This window comes from Paenibacillus sp. FSL W7-1088 (assembly GCF_037969855.1).
Classification (GTDB): Bacteria; Bacillota; Bacilli; order Paenibacillales; family Paenibacillaceae; genus Paenibacillus.
Map to the genome: position 1 here is coordinate 539,642 of NZ_CP150216.1, position 18,750 is coordinate 558,391.

Genomic DNA, 18,750 nt, shown 5'->3' on the forward strand with positions numbered 1-18,750 from the left:
TATTTTGTTATGGGCCATCCTTGAATGAACTGGTCAAACCAAGGTAAGACGGTTGATATTACCCGACAGTACCTCACAGGAACGCTCGAATTTCTCACGTTCAGATGCATCCAGATTCAATTCGATAATCTCCTGAATTCCATTCCCGCCAATAATGGCTGGAACACCTGCACAGACGTTGCTCTGTCCATACTCGCCATCGAGGATCGCGGAGACAGCAATGATCTTGTGTTCATCGTTGAGAATCGAACGGGTAATATGTGCGAGTGCGTTACCGATTCCGAATTGAGTGGAACCTTTACGGGTGAAAATTTCCCAACCGGCATCTTTCGTCTTGCGGGCGATATCTTCCAAGTCCAGATGTTTGAAACGTTCCTTGTGCTGCTCCATAATGTGCATAATCGGTTTGCCTCCGATGGTGACATGCGACCATGCCACGAATTGAGATTCCCCATGCTCCCCGAGAGCATATCCGTGCACGCTGCGTGGATCGATGGAGAAGACTTCGGACAACAGTGTTTTGAGCCGGGAGGAATCAATAGACGTACCTGTACCGATGACTCGTTCACGCGGAAGACCGGACAGCTTCCATACCATATAAGTTACTATGTCAACCGGATTGGCCGCGACGACAAAAATCCCCCGGAATCCGCTATTCATGATAGGAACAACGATATCTTTGGCAATGGACTCCGCTTCCTCCAGAATATCCAGACGAGTCTGCCCCGGCTTCGGATTCGCTCCGGCAGTCAGAACAATGACGTCCATGCTGCCGCAATCTGCATAAGTGCCAGCGTATACCTTCGTGCGGTTATGTGTGAAGTCCATACAATGGGAAAAATCCAGCGCCTGTGCAACCGCGCGGTCATACGTCCGGTCAACCATCATAATCTCTCTGCATATCGATTGATTAATCATCGAATACGCACAACTTGAACCGACAAGTCCCGCCCCGATCACCGCTACTTTACCTGATTTGCCTAACACTGCCGTTCAGCCCCCGTTTACATTTGATTTATCCGTTCACAATGAGACTTATGTTAAGTATAGTCCTTTATTTTATGCGAATAACTGCTTCTACGTTACATAAGATAACACATGGAAAAGCTGTGCAGCAATGATTTCCTCTGTCGCGGGAGCGTATTGGAGTAATGGGGTTAACAAAATTGACATGTATAATTCATATTCATAAAAAGTGACGGCGTTTGCACCAATCAATTTCGACATGACAGCATTCATGCTCCTTGTCGGATGAAGGGTTATTTTTACGAATGAGGCAGCTGACAAAAGTTCTTATGAATCCGCAGAAACAGAAGAAAAGCGTCAAAGGGATCTGCAACGAGACTGACGAATACATACGGACAAGCAAATGAAAAATGCGTACTTGATCCATGAGACAGGTTGACCCGATCCGATGACAGTTCCAGAAGGGAACGCTGAAGCCACTACCTTGTATCAAAAAGACTTCATTCCGGGAGGGAATAATAATGATTGAAGAAGCAGGAGCAACGACGGAAACGGCCAAGAGCCTGGGCATTGGTGCCAGTACTCTTCGTAAATATGCGGCGGCGCTTGAGGAACATGGGTATCGATTCGAGCGTTCCGCCAACAAATCCAGGTTGTTCAAGTCGGACGATATCGAGTGCATCGAACGTCTGATGACAGAACTTAGGGAACATAACCTGCCACTTGCAGATGCTGTGGTGACTGTACTGACTCCGGATGTGCCTGTGATGGCAGTGGAGGAGGTTTCGAAGATGGAGGTTGCTGCAACAGGGATGCCCACAGTATTCCCTGAGGGACCTGAGCCAACTGGAGCCTTGAGATCTTATGAAGGTCTGGGACAACTGGTGAGTGAAGTGACATATGGTGCTGTTGGACAGCAGGATGATCAGGTCCAGCTGCTGCAGCATCGGGTGGACGAACTGGAGTTAACGCTGCAGCATCTGGCGGATACCCATCTTGCTCTTCAGGAGCAGATGGAGAAGCAGCGCCTGTGGATGAATGAGAAGCTCGAAGAGGAGCGGGACCGTGAACTGGTCACCAATCTGCGCAGCTTCCAGGGCAGAAAACGCAAACCCAAAGGAGCGTCGCTCCGAATGTTGTTCGGGCTGCTGCCCAAAAAGCATAAAGAAGCTTGAGGGTCTGGTCCATGCTCGTCGTGATTTTACACAGGCAGCTTGATATAATGAGCCCATACAACAACAAGACTGGCTGCTGATCTGTTCTGCTTAAACGGAGAACAGGAGATCAGATGGCTGGCGTGGGAGGACCTGTGGAGCTGCGACGAAGCTGGCAAAAACTGCTTGGCCTATGGACTGATCGCCCCCGGCGGAAAGGTACGAAGATCGCCGGGCGTTATACGATATATGACCTGCTCGGCATGGGGAGTTATGGACTGACATACCTGTGTACCGATGAACAGACTGGCCAGGATGTGGCTTTAAAAGAATCCAAACCCAGCAAGGGTAAACTCGCTGTACGGCTGCTGGACAGGGAGGCGGATGTGATGAATCGGATGGAACATCCGGCCATCCCACAGTTGCTGGATGTGTTCACATACCGGGCGCGCAGTTACATTGTTACTGAGTATATCTTAGGGGAGACACTGGAACAGTGCATATTCGATCAAGGCCGCAAATATACGGAACAGGAATGTCTGGAGCTGGTAAGGCAATTACTGGCTCCCATTATGCATGTTCATGAGCAGGGATTTATCCATGGGGATGTGCGTATTCCGAATGTCATTTTACGTGACGGACAGACGCATTTAATTGATTTTGGCCTGGCACGGCGCATGGGGGAGCCGTTGTTGCCTGAGCTGAAACGCCGGATGCGTGAATTACCCGAGCCTGAAGATGAACTGGCTGCTCCGGACCAGGATTTGCAGGATCTCGGTCATTTTCTTTTGTTCATGCTGTATTCCGCTTACGAGCCAGAAAAGGGTCGCAAACCGGCCAGCTGGCAGGAAGAGCTCAAGCTCACGCCGGGAGTTCGCGATATGCTGGAACGACTGCTTGGACTTCGTCCAGGCTATGAAGGCGATGCGCTGGAATTACAGGCGGATATTGACCGTGTACTGATGAAATTGCGATGAAGAAATAAATAAAGGGTGTTTTGCTAACCGTGAGGACGGTTGGCAGAACACCCCTTTTAATACATATACGATGATTTAGCGCCAGTCTACCTGATACGAACCATTCTGTTTTGAAATTGTAATACCCGTTTAGCTGGAGCTGTACTTTCTGCTTTTATAATAACCGGAGCCGTGGCGGCTATCCCGGTGCTTTGCATCCGAAGATGAATATCGTCTGTAGTTGCGTTTGCCAGAGGAACTGCTGTAACGTTTATATGAACGTCGATCTGATGAGCTGCGCCTACGGTGAGATGAAGATTTAGAATCCAGAAGTTTGCCTATAATCTTTTTGAACATGAACGTTCATCCTTTCGACTTCAGCCGTTTTAAGCATATACGGGGCTTCGATTGGACAGGTTTCGGATTTTTTTAAGTAGGATTGTATTCATTGGACAGGGGCTGGGCGTATAATAGGATGCTCGACGATTACACGGAATTTTTTATTTTGAGCAATTCGCGTTACAATAGAAGACAGGATGAGATTTTAACGGACAGGAGTAGTTGTAATGATTACGTTGAAGACCAAAGAACAAATCGAACTTATGAAGAAGGCCGGAGAAATTCTTGCCGCATGCCATAGAGAAATCGCAGGAATGATCCGTCCAGGGATCACGACACAGGAAATTGATCAATTTGCAGAAGCTTTTATGAAGAAAAATGGCGCTACACCGGAACAAAAGGGGTATAACGGGTACCAATATGCGACATGTGCGTCGGTTAATGATGTGATCTGTCATGGATTTCCGGGAAAATATGTACTCCAAGATGGAGATATCGTTACGATTGATATGGTCGTGAATCTGAATGGCTGGCTGGCCGATTCCGCATGGTCGTATGCGGTGGGTCAGGTGACTCCAGAGGCACAACACTTGTTGGACGTCACCAAAACATCGCTCTACAAAGGGATTGAAATGGCTGTGATCGGCAACCGGATCGGTGATATCTCCAATGCGATTCAGACGTATGCGGAAGGTGAAGGCCTATCAGTTGTCCGTGAATTTATCGGTCATGGAATCGGCGAGAAGATGCATGAGGAACCACAAGTGCCTCACTACGGCCCACCACACCGTGGTCCACGTCTCAAGGAAGGTATGGTTATTACGATTGAGCCGATGCTGAACATTGGTACGTATCGCAGCAAGCTGGACTCGGATGGTTGGACAGCACGTACTCAGGATGGAAGTCTGTCTGCCCAATATGAGCATACGATTGCCATTACAGCAGATGGTCCTGTCATTCTGACTGCGCAATAATGGCCCCAGATGTCTCCAATGTGATGATATTTGCATATTTCAAGGCGGCCCACGTTTGTGATCCGCCTGTTTCGGTTTAAACTATTTAGAGGTGATACACATAGAGCCAGTGGTGAAGGATATCAGCTGACAGAGGGTTAACCCCTGTCCACTGGCAAGAAGGAGGTCATTTTGGTGTCTGAAAATAAACAGATCGTACTTGCGTCTCGTCCCGAAGGTGCCCCATCCAGAGAAGACTTTAAATTCATTGATGCACCGCTTCCTGAACCGGAAGCAGGACAAGTCCTGGTACGTACGCTATATTTGTCTGTAGACCCATACATGCGGGGCCGCATGAAAGATACAAAATCCTATGCTCCCCCCTATGCGTTGAATGAAGTGATCAAGGGAGGAACGATTGGGCAGGTGGTGGAGTCTTCGGAACCCAATCTGCGCAAAGGGGATTTAGTATCCGGCATGTGGGGCTGGCAGCAGTATGCAGCCGTAAATACGGGAGACATTTCCCTGATCGATACAGAAGAGGCTCCGATTACGGCTTACCTGGGTGCACTTGGCATGACTGGTTTGACCGCTTATTTTGGCATGGAAGATATCGGTAAGCCGAAGGACGGCGAAACGGTGGTCGTATCGGGAGCAGCCGGAGCGGTGGGCATGATTGCGGGCCAGATCGCCAAGATTGTAGGTGCGCGTGTAGTCGGGATTGCAGGTTCTGACGAAAAATGTGCTTATCTGAAAGAACAACTGGGATTCGACGTGGTGTTGAACTATAAGCACGAAGAGGATATGTCTGCTGCTATTGAACGGGCTTGCCCGGCTGGCGTAGACGTTTATTTCGACAATGTTGGCGGTGAAATCTCCGATGCGGTACTGCGTCATATTAATCGGAATGCACGTATTCCGCTCTGTGGACAGATTTCGTCATATAATCTGGAGAAACCGGACATCGGCTTGCGCCCGCAGACTTTACTGTTAACCAATACAGCGTTGATGAAAGGCTTCCTGGTGGGTGACTATGCCAAATCCTTTAAGGAAGGCCGGGCCAAATTGGCAAAATGGATCAAGGAAGGCCATATTCAGTTTGAAGAAAACATTGTGGAAGGTTTTGACCAGACGCCGGAAGCATTTATGGGCCTCTTCTCTGGAGATAACCTGGGCAAACAGCTTGTAAAGGTTGCGGACCCTGAATAGACCGGGCTGTGTAGTCAATAAGTCTTCCTGTAACACAACGAAGCACCGCGACAGAGTTGTGTGCGGTGCAAACGTTTGCTATCCCAACAACTATAACGAAAAGTAACAAGTGTCGGTTAGTTGAGGCGGATTTAATTTGATAGCGATGTTAAGAGAGTGCAGGCTGTGCCAGCGATAAGACCGAAGGCACGCCTGTTGGATCGACAGTCCGTAGAAGCTGGTATCCTATCCCTGAATAGCCAAGGAAAAATCCCGGCGTGGCTATTGCACGGGGCACGCCTGTCTGCCAATGACCAGTCAATTTTTTTTCGCGGATCACATGCTGAGCAAGTAGTCGAGCTTTTTTCAAATCTTCTTGACGTCCTAGGATCAGCCCGGATTGGAGTAGAAGCTCTTGGATGCCCATATCACCGTGACACAGGCAGTGGCTTGCTCCGATACCTCCGTTCAGCGATGAGTGGATGGCGGTTTCAATTTCGTCCAGCATCGCAGTGCATCCATTCAAGGATTCACTGTCTTGGAGCAGGAGTAAACGACTCAGCCCAATTCCCGCAGAACCATGGCACCAGAACTTAGATGAGTGAGCTTCTGAAGCCTCCAATTTCCGCAAATCCGTCCAGTTTTCTTTCTCCGAATTGTATAGCGAGCGGTCATACCTTAATGCAGCTTCGGCTGCTTCCAGATAACGTGGATCGCCATTAATTCTGGCGAGTCGATTGAGTGACCAAGCTATGCCAGCCGAGCCATGTGCGAAGCCTCCTAAGGGTTGTTTATTTTTCAAGGGAGAAGGCCAGCCAAGCCCGTCTCCTAAAGGTATCGCATATTCTAACAATCGGTCACCATAGAGGATCGCCGTGTCCAGTGCTTCTTCTATTCCTTGCTCACGGTACAAATCTAATAGCACTGGTATGATACCTGCACCCCCACCCAGCACGTCATAGTAATTATCAAATGGCACGCCCATCCGTAGATGATTCAGAATCAGCGCTGTTTTCTCACTCCAGTTTTTCTCATTCAAACCTAATGCGGACAATTGAAGCATGCTGTAAAGCACAGAAGCCTGTCCATAAAATGCCGAACCGAAGCTAGTGTTGTAAGGCAGTGATGCAATGGATGTTCGCATAGAAAGTTGAGCGAGGTCACTGTATTTACGTTGGCCTGTGAGACGTCCTAGGTGTGCTAGAAAAAGAGATGGTCCAGCTGCTCCATCATATAGACCACCTTTCATCGCTGCTACGTTCCATTGACCCCTGTAGTTCATACCGACCCCTACCCATGTGGCGTCATGTCCTCCAGTGCTATAGATCGCTTCCTTTAGCAGGTAGTCCCCTATTTCCGAAGCCTGTTCCAGGAAATTATTATTCTGATCAATGGATTCTACTGCTTGGTCATCTGATTCGCCTGTTTCTTCAAGGTTCACCAACATGTTATTCTTGTTGCAGCATCCCTTTTCTGTTGAGCGCCAGTCAGCTGAGCCGAGAATGGAAGATATGATCCAGTCAACCTGTCGATCTTCTTCATCGTCTAAGGAAAGTAGACGCTTTAAAGCTAGATCATAGCTAGAAGAGGCAAAGAATCCAGGAATACGTTGGCCTCGGCTATCGAACAGATCAAGTGAAGAAGGGGTCGTAGTGAAATAGGGAATGTCGCCATATAGCAGATCCTGTCGTTCCGAAGCAATAGCACGTGGATCGAGTACTGTAAACCAGAGACGGTCCATTAGGAGTTCGCGTTTAAAAGCATCGCGTGTATAATTCGGATGTCCCGATTCCATTAAAAAGTTGGCATAGAATTGCGTAGCTCTCAAAATAATTCTCACAGTGTCGTTTGCGAATGGTGCGAGTGGACTATTATTCTTGTCAAGTAGCAGCGTCCGATTGCGACGAAAAATTGAACATGCTTGTCGGAAACCTTCCACAATATGATTCACATACTTGGCTGCATGTGTTGGAATATTATTCAGCATAGGGATGTTTTCTGATCCCTTGGTAGACTTGGCCTTGCGTACGAAACGCATCTCGTCAGTTTCGTCGTTTTCGACTTGAAGTACCGGGAATGGAAGTACTTGCTCACCACCACCTATACCGCTCATTTCGACTCCGAATCCTTCCTCGTTCTGATACAGTAGTAGTGGGAGCAGCCCTGTGCCGATGACCGAATCGACGATTTTTTTCTTGGCTTCCACATCGGCTGTATCCGGGAAATGAAGTGTAGGTGTATTGTGAAACACCGTTTCCAGGTCGATTGGTATCGGGTGTTCGCCGGATGCAATCACGTTTTCCATATGAAAATCAGTGCCGCGCATACTGTATAGTATGGCGAGCAAGCCACCAAGCCGAGTGTAATAGCGTTCTACCTCGTTTGAATTCGTACAGCCCCTCTGCACGATAAACTCTTCCCACCCGTAGTTTCCCTGATCTAGCACCCGCATTGGTTTGAATTCGGGATGGAATCCTTGACTGTTCATCCAACCAAGAAAATCACTGAAATGTTTCGAGGCTCCGAGTGGTTTTGGCTTATAGACCAGTTCGGTACCATCTTCCAATTGCATGCGAATGACGGAACGACCCTCCTGGTGTGCATCGCCCATACCGGCTACAAACGATTGCAAGCGACCACAATCTTGGGGCAGTCCAAGTGTCAGGATCAATTTGGGGCGGTCTGCGGTAAAACGCTCCATCGCTTCCAATGTTGCGTTGACGATAAATATCGTTCGGATCATCAACATACGGGCGAGTATAGGATACTCATTGTACAAAAATTCGATCTGAGCTGTAGCTTGGTCGGAGCTCTACTTTGGAGAGGGATGGAGCGATTCAGAAGCAATGCCTCTTCCCATTCTTTAAGTCCGATTCGCACTTGTTCTTTAGCTACCGAATTATTTGTGCTCAGTGCTTTGGTATTCAACGAAAGCAGAAGCAGATTCCCAAACTCTTCTTCATTCAAGCCCAATGCATTCAGGCGAGCTTGATAGTGGTTATCATCTAGCAGTAGAGCCTCATTCCTCCAATGGTCTATTGCTGTTTTACGTGCTTCTGCTTGATTCTCTGACTGGTCCAATGTGTCCAAAAAGTCTTTCCGCTCTTCAAAAAAGAGAGCTGATGCATTCAGAGCACTATATTTGGAATCGTGCGATTGAGTCGTTAGAGTAGACATCATAATTCCCCCCGATTCATATGATGAGTTCATCATAACAAGAATGAATCAGACAGAGGATGCATCGTGGAAAGTGGCAGCCATATGCAGCTAATCAATTAAAAAGGTTTATATTACCAACTTTATATGAATGAGGGGGAAAAAGAGCATGAGCTTTTCTCTTAAACGCTCCACCTTTGCAATCAAGCGTACTTCTGTGCATTCGTCCACAAAGGTATCCCATTGTCGAGCTGCCCAGAGCAGGAAAGGACGAAATGCGGAAATCACTGGCAGTCTAAATTTAATAATTTGAAGGTTTGCGTTTTGTCCTTATCTATGGCCTTGTCAGCAGGATTAGTAGGAATATCAGGCGTAGCAGCGACGGGAGTAGCTGATGCCTCTGCGGCCATGGAGCTTAGTGTAACAGGGGATTCATATAGTAGACTTGTCTTATTCAAGGAAGGTATGTTTCCAGAGCAAGCAGCTACTCTTATAGAAGGGTGGAAAGATATTCAAGCTACTATATTGCCAGAAACAGGGCTAATACGGTTGAGCGGGTCTTCCCCCACACTCGTGAGAGAAGCGGAGTTAGCTGTTCTACAAGCATTCACAGATGCGGTGGAGTACACTGGCAGTGACCCGAAACTGGAACTTAAATTGGACGATTCAGAAATGATTGCTGCCGCGCTCACTCCGCAGATTGTGCAACAAAATCTGGTGGATATTAAAAATATAGGAGATAACCCGAAATTAGATAAGTCATTTTCCAAAACAATGGATTTCGAAGGATTAAATGCTAATCGTGGCGAAGAAACAGTTAGGGCAGAGGAGCTATTATATGAGAAATGGGGCTGGGACATTAAAGAAGTAACTGATGATTGGAAAAGTCATGATATTCAACGCGGAAGCCGGGATGTGGTCATCGCTGTGGTGGATAGTGGAATCGATTCTTCTCATCCTGATCTGAAGGATAGCCTTATCGGAACCGGGAAATCATTTGTGCCTGGCATAGAGTCCACTGATGATAACCTTGGACACGGGACGATGATTGCTGGAACGATCTCTGCGGATGGAAAGCTGCTTGGTGTGGGACCCGGGCTTGGATTGGTTCCTTATAAAGTATTCGATACGGGAAAGGCGGATAGTTCTTGGGTCGTTGAGGCCATAGTAGAGTGGCGGTAAACGATAACGTCGATGTGATTAATCTCAGTTTAGGGACTTACAAGTCTTTATTGAAGCCCGATGACCAAGCAGCGCTGCTCGCTTATGAACGAGCGTTGGCATATGCTCAATTAAAAGGGGTGACTGTCGTCGCTTCCTCTGGCACAGATGGGCTTAATATTAGTGATCCTTCCATTCTTGCTCAAGCGCTCAAATGGGATGCTTCGGAGCTTGCTGTTCATGCACCTGGTGGTTTACCTGATGTTATCACTGTTTCTGCCTACAATCGTCAGCATGAAAAGGCTTTTTATTCAAACTATGGTTTGCACGATATGATTGCATCTCCTGGTGGGGATTATGGTAGTACGTGGTTCACCAAAGGCGAATTGAACTTAACGAGCATGTGTCTGACGACATATCCTACTCATCTTCCGCAGTCAGAACTCAGCAAGCTGGTGGGTCTACCAGTCGGTTATGAATTTATGATAGGCACCAGCCTGGCTGCTCCCAAGGTAGCTGCTTCAGCAGGGCTACTGATCGCTGAAGCGAAAGAGCGGGGTTACAGATTGAGTCCATCTGCGGTGAAAGATATGTTGTTTGAGACGGCAAACGATTATGGTGAGCACGGAGCGGATGAAGACTTTGGTGTAGGGGGTGTGAATGTATACGAAGCACTAATGCGGTTGAACCCATGAACAGGCAAACTCAAGCAAGAAAAGTTCTCTATGAAAAATATATGGAGCAGTTGATTCATGAGAGAATGAATATGCTTGGAAGACTCTTTCTGGAGATGAGTGCGTTTGAAATACTAGAAGGAACTCAAGAGATGGACGTTATCTTTGGAGATTCGGGGGAAGACAGCCCCATGGCGTAGGAGGAAGTGTTTTGAAAAAGAACCTGGTGGTTTTTGTTGGAGTGACGATTGTTTTCGCTCTGGCTACTTCGTTTTTGCTGGGGGATACAGAAGGTATACCAACACTAGGAGGGTGGGGGGGAGTATCGCTGCTTACCCTCTTGCTCAATATTGCAATTGCACTGGTAATAGCTATTATGTTACATGAATTCGGGCATATCCTCGGTGCACTGTTTATGGGAAACCGAGTTACCCATTTAATATTTGGACCATTTCTGTTTTCATTTTCACCGTTTCACCTCGAATGGAAATGGAAACAAGCCTACTTTTTTGGAGCGATGAAAGCGGAAGTCGCTGCTTATGAGGACGAGCGCACATTTGCTTTTGCAATACGATCTCAACGCGTCATCTATTCGGCTGGTCCTGCGTTTAGTCTACTTCTCGGTCTGCTCACTCTGAACCTCTCGTCCAATTGGCTCAGTCTGTGGGGACTGTTTGGTTTTTTTTCAGCCGCGATCGGGATCGGTACGTTATTTACAGATGGAACAAATGCTCTCTTGCTCGGTAGACGCAACTATTATCTTTTCTTCGCCTGGACTGCGTTGATTACTGCCAGCGCTATGGACGTCAGGAAGCTGGATTTTCTACTTAAGGAATCTCGGCGGTATCTATATGAAGTAGCAGCGAGAAATGATACTAACTGGAGCAAAGATCTGTATAATCTCAACGTTTTATATTTTTATACAGCGATGCAGAGTGACAGAAATCATGAAGATACTTTGATCGCTAGGCTGACCGGAATGTTGATCGAATGTTGGCGAGAAGTAAAGACAACCTGCATACACCAGAATACCGTAGCTATGATTCTGGCCGAGGAGGTCATTCGGCTGAAAGAAGTGGGTCAACATAGGGAGGCGGACAATCTCTTACATCTTCTGCTCAAAAAGGAGGCACTAGGTCCGCTGTCTTCACTCAAAGTGGAGGCCTTCACCCATTATTCGGATGAAGGCGCGGATTCATACTTGAGTCATATTCAAAGTATGTATTCCCCGTTGCATCCTTACGGTGCATTACTCGGTTTTGAAGAACAGCGCCTAAAGAGTTTAAAGAGAACGCTAGACTTCTGAACAAATTTTAAGTGGAACTCTTCTGGCTATATAGCCAGAGGAGTTTTTTTGTCGTTAATTCTTAGGAAGTTGAGCCAAAAAAGATAAATATGCTATCTTATTGGAAAAAATATAAAAAATATTTAAAATGAAAAAAAGAGAATAAGGAGGATGTTTGATGGTGGAAGACATGAAGATCGAACAGATATTGTGCCAGGCCATAGAGAAAGAATTCACAGATGAGGTACTTTGCAATCAAGCAGTGGAATGTGTCTTGTACAAGTTGCAAGGTGGAACTAAAATCGGAAATCTGACAAGTTTGCACTATCAAATCTATGGTGGTGAAGGCAAAGCGATTTATAGGGCGGTCGCTGCTGTCGAATTGTTTTTGCTCGCGCTAGACATGATTGATGATCTTCAAGATCGTGATAATACAGTTGCCGTTTGGAGCTCCATTCCACAAGAGTGTGTACTAAATATTGCGCTTGGTTTCGTATTCTTGTCCCAGCATCTCTTGCTGGATAGCGACTTTGATACCACGCGAAAATATAAGGCTGCCGCTCTTTTGAACACCCAGGCTATAAAAGCGGTAAACGGTCAGATGATGGATTTGACAAGCCGGATTCGCAGCGAAAGTGAATATATACAAACAGTTGTCGACAAATCAGCATCCTTGATTGTGATGGCTTGTCAAATAGGTACGGTTCTCGCATGTGGAGAGAGCCGTGTGGAAGTAGAAGAATACGCCGAGCAGTTGGGTTTAGCCGCTCAGATCAAAAATGATATTTTGGATGTGATGAATCGGGAAGGGAAGAACGACTTTTGGAATCGAAAAAAAACCCTTCCTGTGCTTGCTTTAATCGCGAATCTGAATGGGCAATCCCACTGGGTGATTGATTATTTTGAAGGTCGATTAACGTACAAACAAGTTTGCAACAGAATAAACGAGCTACTAGAGTTATTGGAGAATTCCGGTGCATTAACATATGCTTCTGTTCATATGCGCATCGCTTATTATCGTTATCTCCGGTTGGTGGAGCAGTTGCCCATTCAAGATGGGTTCAAGAAACGTTTATCTGCTGTAATAGAATCCTGATGCCTGTGTAAAGAGGAATGCAGGTAAAGTTGCAGATCACGCAACAGAGCGCAAAATCTTTTGCGGGAATTACAAAGTGGGTTGTCGTTTCATGTTCCTTGTTGTACTGATATAGTAAAAACAAGCCGGACACCCGCATTTCATACATCAGAAGATCATCTCATACTCGTATGCAGCCGGCGTAGAATATATAGGAATGGGATTTAATGCTCATCAAACTAAACTACGATACGGGAGGCTGACTGGAATGTTGAAGGAAGCTATTGAGATGTTGATGAAGGAAAAAAATGCATGTAACAGTTTGAAAAGTGGACAATTACTATTCGAAGGACTGGGAGAAATCGAACACCGAGCGTTACTGGATGTTTTCACTTTTCGATCGGAAGGTCGCTCCATCACTAGTCTACAGATTTCAAACTGGGGTGACTAAATCATACATAAAACAGGTTGGAGGATTTTGAATTGAGGAAAAGGAATTGGCTAGCCGCAGTCTTGATATACATCGTCATTGTCATCTATGATATCGTTCTCCTTGTCGGGACACCTTTAGTTCATATTGAAGTTGAGGAAGAAGACGTAACAGGAAATTATAAAGTGATCTCTGTTGGAGATGAGGGGTGGGGTCAAGCTTATATGAAGCCAGGAGACATCGTGACTGCCATCGATGGGGCTTCACCAGTAAGTAATTTCACCGTTCAACATTACGGGAAAATTGAAAGAGCCGATTCGATTACTAGATTAGGGGCAGATGGAAATGAGCAGCTTCTGACGATTCAGAAGCTGCCTTTGCACGTATCACTGCTTTCCATTATAGGTCCATTAAGCGCATCTATACTTTTTCTTTTTTTTCGTTCTCGTGATGGGGCGCTACCGAATGAAAGATTCTTCGGCATTTCTTCTGGCACTCTTCTTTCTATTCACAGTACTAGCCTATCTAGGAGGCTATACTACAGATCGATACGAACCCTTTGGACGTCTTTTTTTCTATGTATCCTTTCTAATGGTGCCCATTCTATTTATTCATTTTATGAATAGTTATCTAAGAAAGTTTGAAGAATGTTTTGTATCCAAACCTTGGCTTATGTTTTTTTATATTTGTATCGTGTTCCACATAGTCATGAGGTCGATCCGTGAACTTGTTGACGTGGAATTTTACGCTTATGGATCAATATTACTTATATTATTTTTTGCAATACCTAACATTCTGATTGTAGCCAAGTTAATTCAGCAGTATCGCAAACATCGCTTGGATCATTTGCGCTCGTTGTTCAAATTGACGTTAATTGCACATACACTAGCCTTTTTCCCATTTGTCTGCCTGTACAGTTTGCCATCACTGTTCGATTATCCAATTGTATCCAATGATGTGGCTGCGGCCTTCTTGTTGACCTTACCGATTATTTACCTATACATGCTGATGACGAGAATGCTGTTTGATGTTGATTTTATAGTTAACCGCTTTATTTATCATGCGTTACTTGCCATAGTACCTTCTGCGTTGATGGCTATACTTGGGATGTGGGTAGCTCGCAGTGGAGGGCAGAACGGGATTGAGGGCATCCGTATGTTTCTCTTGTTTTATTTTCTTCTGGTAATTACTCTGTTTGTCAAGGAATCTATGGATCGTCGAGTGAAGAACAAATTGAATGGTCGTCTGGATATAAGTGACAGTTTTGAACGATTCTCTCACAAGGTATCTCGTGTCATGAAATGCTCTGACCTTGAGAAAGTACTGGAGCAGGAAATAAATTCTTCGCTTCCTGTGTTAGATATGGCTTTCTTCGATTTGGATATACATCAAACCGAAGTGATGATCGATAAACTGAGGATGACAGAGCGTGCTGAGATGGCAAGTGTGTTGCGAAAAAAAATGAATCTACTCGCTCCCGGAAGTCTGTTGACCATGTCTCGTGGCATTTGCCTCGTTATTGGAAAGCGTCAGGATTCCTTATATATACTCTGGGTTGACGACAAAGCAAATCATACACGATTTAACCCTGACGAACGTAATTGGCTTAGTACGTTAGCCAATTATAGCGCTATTGTATATGAAAATCTTTACTTAATTGAAGAGATAATCGTAGATCTAGAGACGGAAATACAAAAGCACAGTCATGCTCCATCCTGGGTGCTTCGGTTAATCTTTAACTTATCTGAAAATGAGCGGCGGCGCTTGGCTTCAGATTTGCATGACTCAGCCTTGCAGGATCAGATCATCTGGCTTCGGCGGTTAGAGACAACTATTATTGATGAAAAGATGTCTGATGGTCTACGTGCTGAACTGGAGCAGATTAGGGAAGGGTTGCTTGATGTTATTCATCAGATCCGTGAAACTTGTAATGAGTTACGCCCGCCGCTTTTAATGGAAATGGGACTTACTCAAGCTTTGGAGCAGCTATTTGTTGAAGCGCAGACAAGGACGGATTATGTGGTGAATTTCTCTACAGAATCCATTGATGGACTGCTTGGTGATGAACAGACACTAGCAATTTATAGAATCACTCAGGAACTGCTTCGAAATGCTGCTAAGCATGCGCGAGCTTCGAGAGTTGAGATTGCCATACGATTGGAGGAGGGGATCTTACATTACACATATAGTGACAATGGCGTAGGTATGGAATGGTCAGTCGCAGAGGACTCATTTAGTCATATGGGCATATCTGGAATAAAGGAGCGAGTCCGCAGCTTTGAGGGAAGCTTTGATTGGCACTCGCAGCTTGGGAAAGGACTATTTGCCGTTATCCGGTTGCCGATCCGTAGCTAGAGTAGATGAAGGATAAAGTGAATGTAGAAAGGAGAAAATCCAATGATTCGTATATTGCTGGTTGATGATCACCCATCAGTAGTAGAAGGAACAAAGCTTCTGCTGGAGCAAGACCCGGAAATTCAGGTGACGACGCTGACACTTCCTATGGAGGCTTTGGAGCGATTGCAAATTGAGAGCTTTGACCTATTACTTTTTGATCTGAATATGCCTGGGATCAGTGGATTGGAGCTGACTAAACGTGTAATCTCGATCGATCCAGATAATCGAATATTGATCTATACCGGTTATGACATCAGTCCAAACTTTAACATCCTTATTGACTCAGGCGTGACAGGTTTTGTGAGTAAGACAGCAACCCGTGAGCAACTTCTGACTGCAATTCGCTGTGCGATGCGTGAGGAAGCTGTTATTCCGGTTCATTTGCTGCGTCAATTGCGTCGAAGTGAGATTCATCTGAGTGCGCGTAAAGATCAGACCCTGAATAAGGTATCCATCACTGAGCGGGAACAAGAGATTTTGCAGGAGGTTGCAAGTGGCCATAGTAACAAAGAAATTGCTGCAAAGCTACTCATGAGTCAACGTACAGTTGAGTACAGTCTGACCCGCGTTTTCGAGAAGCTAGGGGTGCGCTCCCGTTCCGAAGCGATAACAGAAGCGATGCGCATTGGGCTTTTGCGCAACGATTCGATTTTATGAGGTAAAGAGGGAATCCTTCCCAAGAAAATCGTCTGTCCTACGGAAGAGAGGAACAGGAGCAGATGAGTTGAATTTGCGGTGGCGACATAACTCAAGAGTACCAAAGATACCTCAGCTTCGTTAACACGAGCTGAGGTACCTAATAAAATGATTTTTTGTTTTTTAGATTATTCACTTGACAGGAAGCACTTCATTATGCGAATGCATGGAACGTGTTTTTTTTCTGTTGGAGTCCGATTCAGGATTGTGCCCCAGCAACTTCCTTATAGTGCTTGTACATATATACCCGCCAGCGCACGATCATACCGAAGGCCAGAAGGAAGAACAAGCCACCCGTTTGAGGGATGCTCACATAACGCTGAATGACTTCATGCAGGATGAGACGTATAGCCAGCAATCCAAGCAGAATGAACGCGAAGCTTCGTGAACGTGTGGCAAAAATTTCACCGTTAACTCGTTCAAAGCGAGTACTGCGAATGAGTGGATACGAGAATATAAACCAGCCCACCAACAGCGCAATGAGTGCCCATAGAAGCGGGACATGTGTCTGGGGTACAACAAACATGAGAAAACCCGTGCTCATTCCCAGCGGGGGAATAAGTATTTTGCGAATGGTTACCGGACGATGGCTAGCTTTCATTCGAATAAAAATGGCAAGCAGGGCCATGACGAGCATACCCACAGTTGCACCGATCTGAAGGTAAAACGGACTGATTTGAGCCACGTAGAACTCCCTCTTTCTGGAATAATATGTTATCCGGACATCCGGAACATGATGCGAATTACCGGAATTTTCTGTTTCTATTATATCACAAACGAAGAAAGCCGATAGAATGCTTAGTGTATCATTTACCCGGATTGTATATAGAGGGTTCATTTGAAAAATTTGTATTATTGTACCCAATGTGAAGCCGTTTATTCGAATAAGGGGAAATCAGGAAATGAACGAACATGTAGGGTCATAAAAATCGACGGTGACTAGACAGATAACCAAGTGGGTCATATAGAGCTTGTCAGGCGACTGCACAAACATATGAAACAGATGAAAGAGCGTGGACGTATTATATACATTCCCGATTCAATCTATGGGTGGATGGGCTACAGGAGGAAGGACAGTAAGAACGGAAAGGAGTAATATGCTGATCATAGGAATACCTTGGAACAGAGCAAGGAGGAATACGCTTCATGAATAGAAATCACAGGCCACTCACGGTATGGACATTGGCTTCTCTGACTGTGGTATCAGTGGTCCTGGTTATCCCCTGGATTATGTGGCAATCACAGGCACCAACACCGCTTAACATCATGATTGTCGACAAAAGTAAACCGGACTTGTCCTATGTGGGACATAAAGGACTGGTATGGATTTTGAATCAGCAGAAGATTGTTCAGCAGACAGGGGAACATTATAATTATGAAGAAGATTACTACGGGTATGATATACAGAACGGGATCTCCCGTATTGAGCGGAAATTGCCGGATGAGGTGACCGACACGGACCTGATCTATCTGACGGCGAATCATCATCTTTCATCTACAGAAACGAATGAACGTATACAAGGCAAAACCTATGAAGGTCTTACGATATATGATGCGCACAAAATTCGTGAAGCCGCGACCAAAGGCGTAACGATTGTCGCTGAGTTTAGCGCCTTGTCGAATGCTGTTTCGGACATGACAAGAGAGCAATTGTATCCGATTCTGGGCATGAAAAGCAGCGGATGGCAAGGGAGATCGGTATCGGATCTGCAGAGCCTGGATGAAGTGCCTCAGCGGTTAAGAATGAACTACGAGCTTAAGGAGAAAAGGCAGTGGCCTTATCATGGAGCAGGCATTGTACTGGTTCATAAGGATGGACGGGTGATTGTACTGAAGCAAGGCCGGGATGTAAAGACCGGTGACATAAAATTCGCCTTCACACAGGAAGGTGGGGAATGGAGTGGAATTACCCGAGACATCCATTACAGCGAATGGTTCGACATCATTGTGCCTGAACAACAGGCTACGGTTCTGGCCTGGTATAAGACGGATCTAACGCAGAATGGACAGCAGAAACTGATGGACGCAGGTATTCCAGGGGAATTTGCTGCTCTTATCCGGTATGAGGGCTATAATCGGACGTATTATATGGCGGGATCCTTCGGAGAGCTGGAGCATTATTCGTTCTGGCGCCGTATCAAGGGATGGGATGTCGTAAAAACGAAGCTTACGCCGGATCAAAAGGGCGTTCCGGATCGGTTTTACTGGAAAGTATACGTACCCGTGATGAAGAAGATTTTGCAGGAAGTCCAGACAGGGCAAGCACCCTGGCAATAGAAAAACCGTTCTTTCGGTAACGAACGGTAGGATACATAAAGAG

At 45.9% G+C, this 18,750-nt stretch carries 19 protein-coding genes; 14 read left to right on the forward strand and 5 right to left on the reverse strand.

Features of this window, described 5'->3' with window-relative positions:
* Positions 1-33: 33 nt before the first annotated feature.
* Entirely contained in the window at positions 34-987 is a 954-nt protein-coding gene (locus MKY42_RS02575) for an L-lactate dehydrogenase (protein WP_090904152.1), read from the reverse strand.
* Between the two features lie 500 nt (positions 988-1,487).
* Between MKY42_RS02575 and MKY42_RS02580 the strand changes: the two genes are divergently transcribed.
* Positions 1,488-2,141 (forward strand): hypothetical protein, encoded by a 654-nt coding sequence (locus MKY42_RS02580; protein WP_179261958.1) that lies wholly within the window; start codon positions 1,488-1,490, stop codon positions 2,139-2,141.
* Between the two features lie 113 nt (positions 2,142-2,254).
* Positions 2,255-3,097, forward strand: a complete 843-nt coding sequence (locus MKY42_RS02585) for a protein kinase (RefSeq protein ID WP_090904154.1) — start codon at positions 2,255-2,257, stop codon at positions 3,095-3,097.
* A gap of 129 nt (positions 3,098-3,226) precedes the next feature.
* Here the strand turns inward: MKY42_RS02585 and MKY42_RS02590 are convergent, their stop codons facing one another.
* Positions 3,227-3,433 carry a hypothetical protein gene (locus MKY42_RS02590; RefSeq protein ID WP_090904155.1) on the reverse strand — a complete coding sequence of 69 codons (207 nt, stop codon included), beginning with the start codon at positions 3,431-3,433 and terminating at the stop codon, positions 3,227-3,229.
* A gap of 209 nt (positions 3,434-3,642) precedes the next feature.
* Here MKY42_RS02590 and map point away from each other — a divergent pair, with 209 nt between their 5' ends.
* Together map and MKY42_RS02600 are read left to right on the forward strand one after the other, a co-directional pair.
* Entirely contained in the window at positions 3,643-4,389 is a 747-nt protein-coding gene (gene map / locus MKY42_RS02595; protein ID WP_090904156.1) for a type I methionyl aminopeptidase, read from the forward strand.
* A 174-nt stretch (positions 4,390-4,563) separates the two neighbouring features.
* Positions 4,564-5,577, forward strand: a complete 1,014-nt coding sequence (locus MKY42_RS02600; protein WP_179261954.1) for an NADP-dependent oxidoreductase — start codon at positions 4,564-4,566, stop codon at positions 5,575-5,577.
* A gap of 148 nt (positions 5,578-5,725) precedes the next feature.
* Here the strand turns inward: MKY42_RS02600 and MKY42_RS02605 are convergent, their stop codons facing one another.
* Both MKY42_RS02605 and MKY42_RS02610 read right to left on the reverse strand, forming a co-directional pair.
* Positions 5,726-8,305 carry a type 2 lanthipeptide synthetase LanM family protein gene (locus MKY42_RS02605; protein ID WP_339848355.1) on the reverse strand — a complete coding sequence of 860 codons (2,580 nt, stop codon included), beginning with the start codon at positions 8,303-8,305 and terminating at the stop codon, positions 5,726-5,728.
* Entirely contained in the window at positions 8,299-8,769 is a 471-nt protein-coding gene (locus MKY42_RS02610) for a hypothetical protein (RefSeq protein WP_339848356.1), read from the reverse strand. The genes MKY42_RS02605 and MKY42_RS02610 overlap by 7 nt, the downstream gene beginning before the upstream one ends.
* A 279-nt stretch (positions 8,770-9,048) precedes the next feature.
* On the opposite strand from MKY42_RS02610, the gene MKY42_RS02615 reads away from it, so the two are divergent.
* The 9 genes from MKY42_RS02615 to MKY42_RS02655 all read left to right on the forward strand — a co-directional run bounded on the left by MKY42_RS02615 (position 9,049) and on the right by MKY42_RS02655 (position 16,391).
* Complete coding sequence (locus MKY42_RS02615) at positions 9,049-9,894, forward strand: S8 family serine peptidase (protein WP_339848357.1); 846 nt, start codon at positions 9,049-9,051, stop codon at positions 9,892-9,894.
* Positions 9,895-9,908: 14 nt separating this feature from the next.
* Positions 9,909-10,568: a S8 family serine peptidase gene (locus tag MKY42_RS02620; protein ID WP_339848359.1), complete on the forward strand. Its 660-nt coding sequence runs from the start codon at positions 9,909-9,911 to the stop codon at positions 10,566-10,568.
* Complete coding sequence (locus tag MKY42_RS02625) at positions 10,565-10,747, forward strand: hypothetical protein (RefSeq protein WP_111620153.1); 183 nt, start codon at positions 10,565-10,567, stop codon at positions 10,745-10,747. Before MKY42_RS02620 ends, MKY42_RS02625 begins: the two co-directional genes overlap by 4 nt.
* 11 nt (positions 10,748-10,758) lie before the next feature.
* Positions 10,759-11,853 carry a site-2 protease family protein gene (locus tag MKY42_RS02630; RefSeq protein ID WP_109999224.1) on the forward strand — a complete coding sequence of 365 codons (1,095 nt, stop codon included), beginning with the start codon at positions 10,759-10,761 and terminating at the stop codon, positions 11,851-11,853.
* A 157-nt stretch (positions 11,854-12,010) separates the two neighbouring features.
* On the forward strand, positions 12,011-12,928 hold the full coding sequence (locus tag MKY42_RS02635) for a polyprenyl synthetase family protein (RefSeq protein ID WP_109999223.1): 918 nt from the start codon (positions 12,011-12,013) through the stop codon (positions 12,926-12,928).
* Positions 12,929-13,175: 247 nt separating this feature from the next.
* Entirely contained in the window at positions 13,176-13,358 is a 183-nt protein-coding gene (comX, locus tag MKY42_RS02640) for a competence pheromone ComX (protein WP_109999222.1), read from the forward strand.
* A 32-nt stretch (positions 13,359-13,390) separates the two neighbouring features.
* A complete protein-coding gene (locus MKY42_RS02645) occupies positions 13,391-13,963 on the forward strand; it encodes a hypothetical protein (protein WP_339848363.1) in 573 nt (190 codons plus the stop codon).
* The gene (locus MKY42_RS02650) at positions 13,956-15,692 is read left to right on the forward strand and encodes an ATP-binding protein (protein ID WP_339848365.1); all 1,737 of its coding nucleotides are present in this window, start codon (positions 13,956-13,958) and stop codon (positions 15,690-15,692) included. The genes MKY42_RS02645 and MKY42_RS02650 overlap by 8 nt, the downstream gene beginning before the upstream one ends.
* Positions 15,693-15,734: 42 nt before the next feature.
* The gene (locus MKY42_RS02655; RefSeq protein WP_109999220.1) at positions 15,735-16,391 is read left to right on the forward strand and encodes a response regulator transcription factor; all 657 of its coding nucleotides are present in this window, start codon (positions 15,735-15,737) and stop codon (positions 16,389-16,391) included.
* A 238-nt stretch (positions 16,392-16,629) separates the two neighbouring features.
* Here MKY42_RS02655 and MKY42_RS02660 read toward each other — a convergent pair whose 3' ends face one another.
* Complete coding sequence (locus tag MKY42_RS02660; RefSeq protein ID WP_181458474.1) at positions 16,630-17,115, reverse strand: cytochrome c biogenesis protein CcdC; 486 nt, start codon at positions 17,113-17,115, stop codon at positions 16,630-16,632.
* 461 nt (positions 17,116-17,576) lie between these two features.
* On the opposite strand from MKY42_RS02660, the gene MKY42_RS02665 reads away from it, so the two are divergent.
* On the forward strand, positions 17,577-18,707 hold the full coding sequence (locus MKY42_RS02665; RefSeq protein WP_339848370.1) for a hypothetical protein: 1,131 nt from the start codon (positions 17,577-17,579) through the stop codon (positions 18,705-18,707).
* The last annotated feature ends 43 nt before the right edge of the window (positions 18,708-18,750 follow it).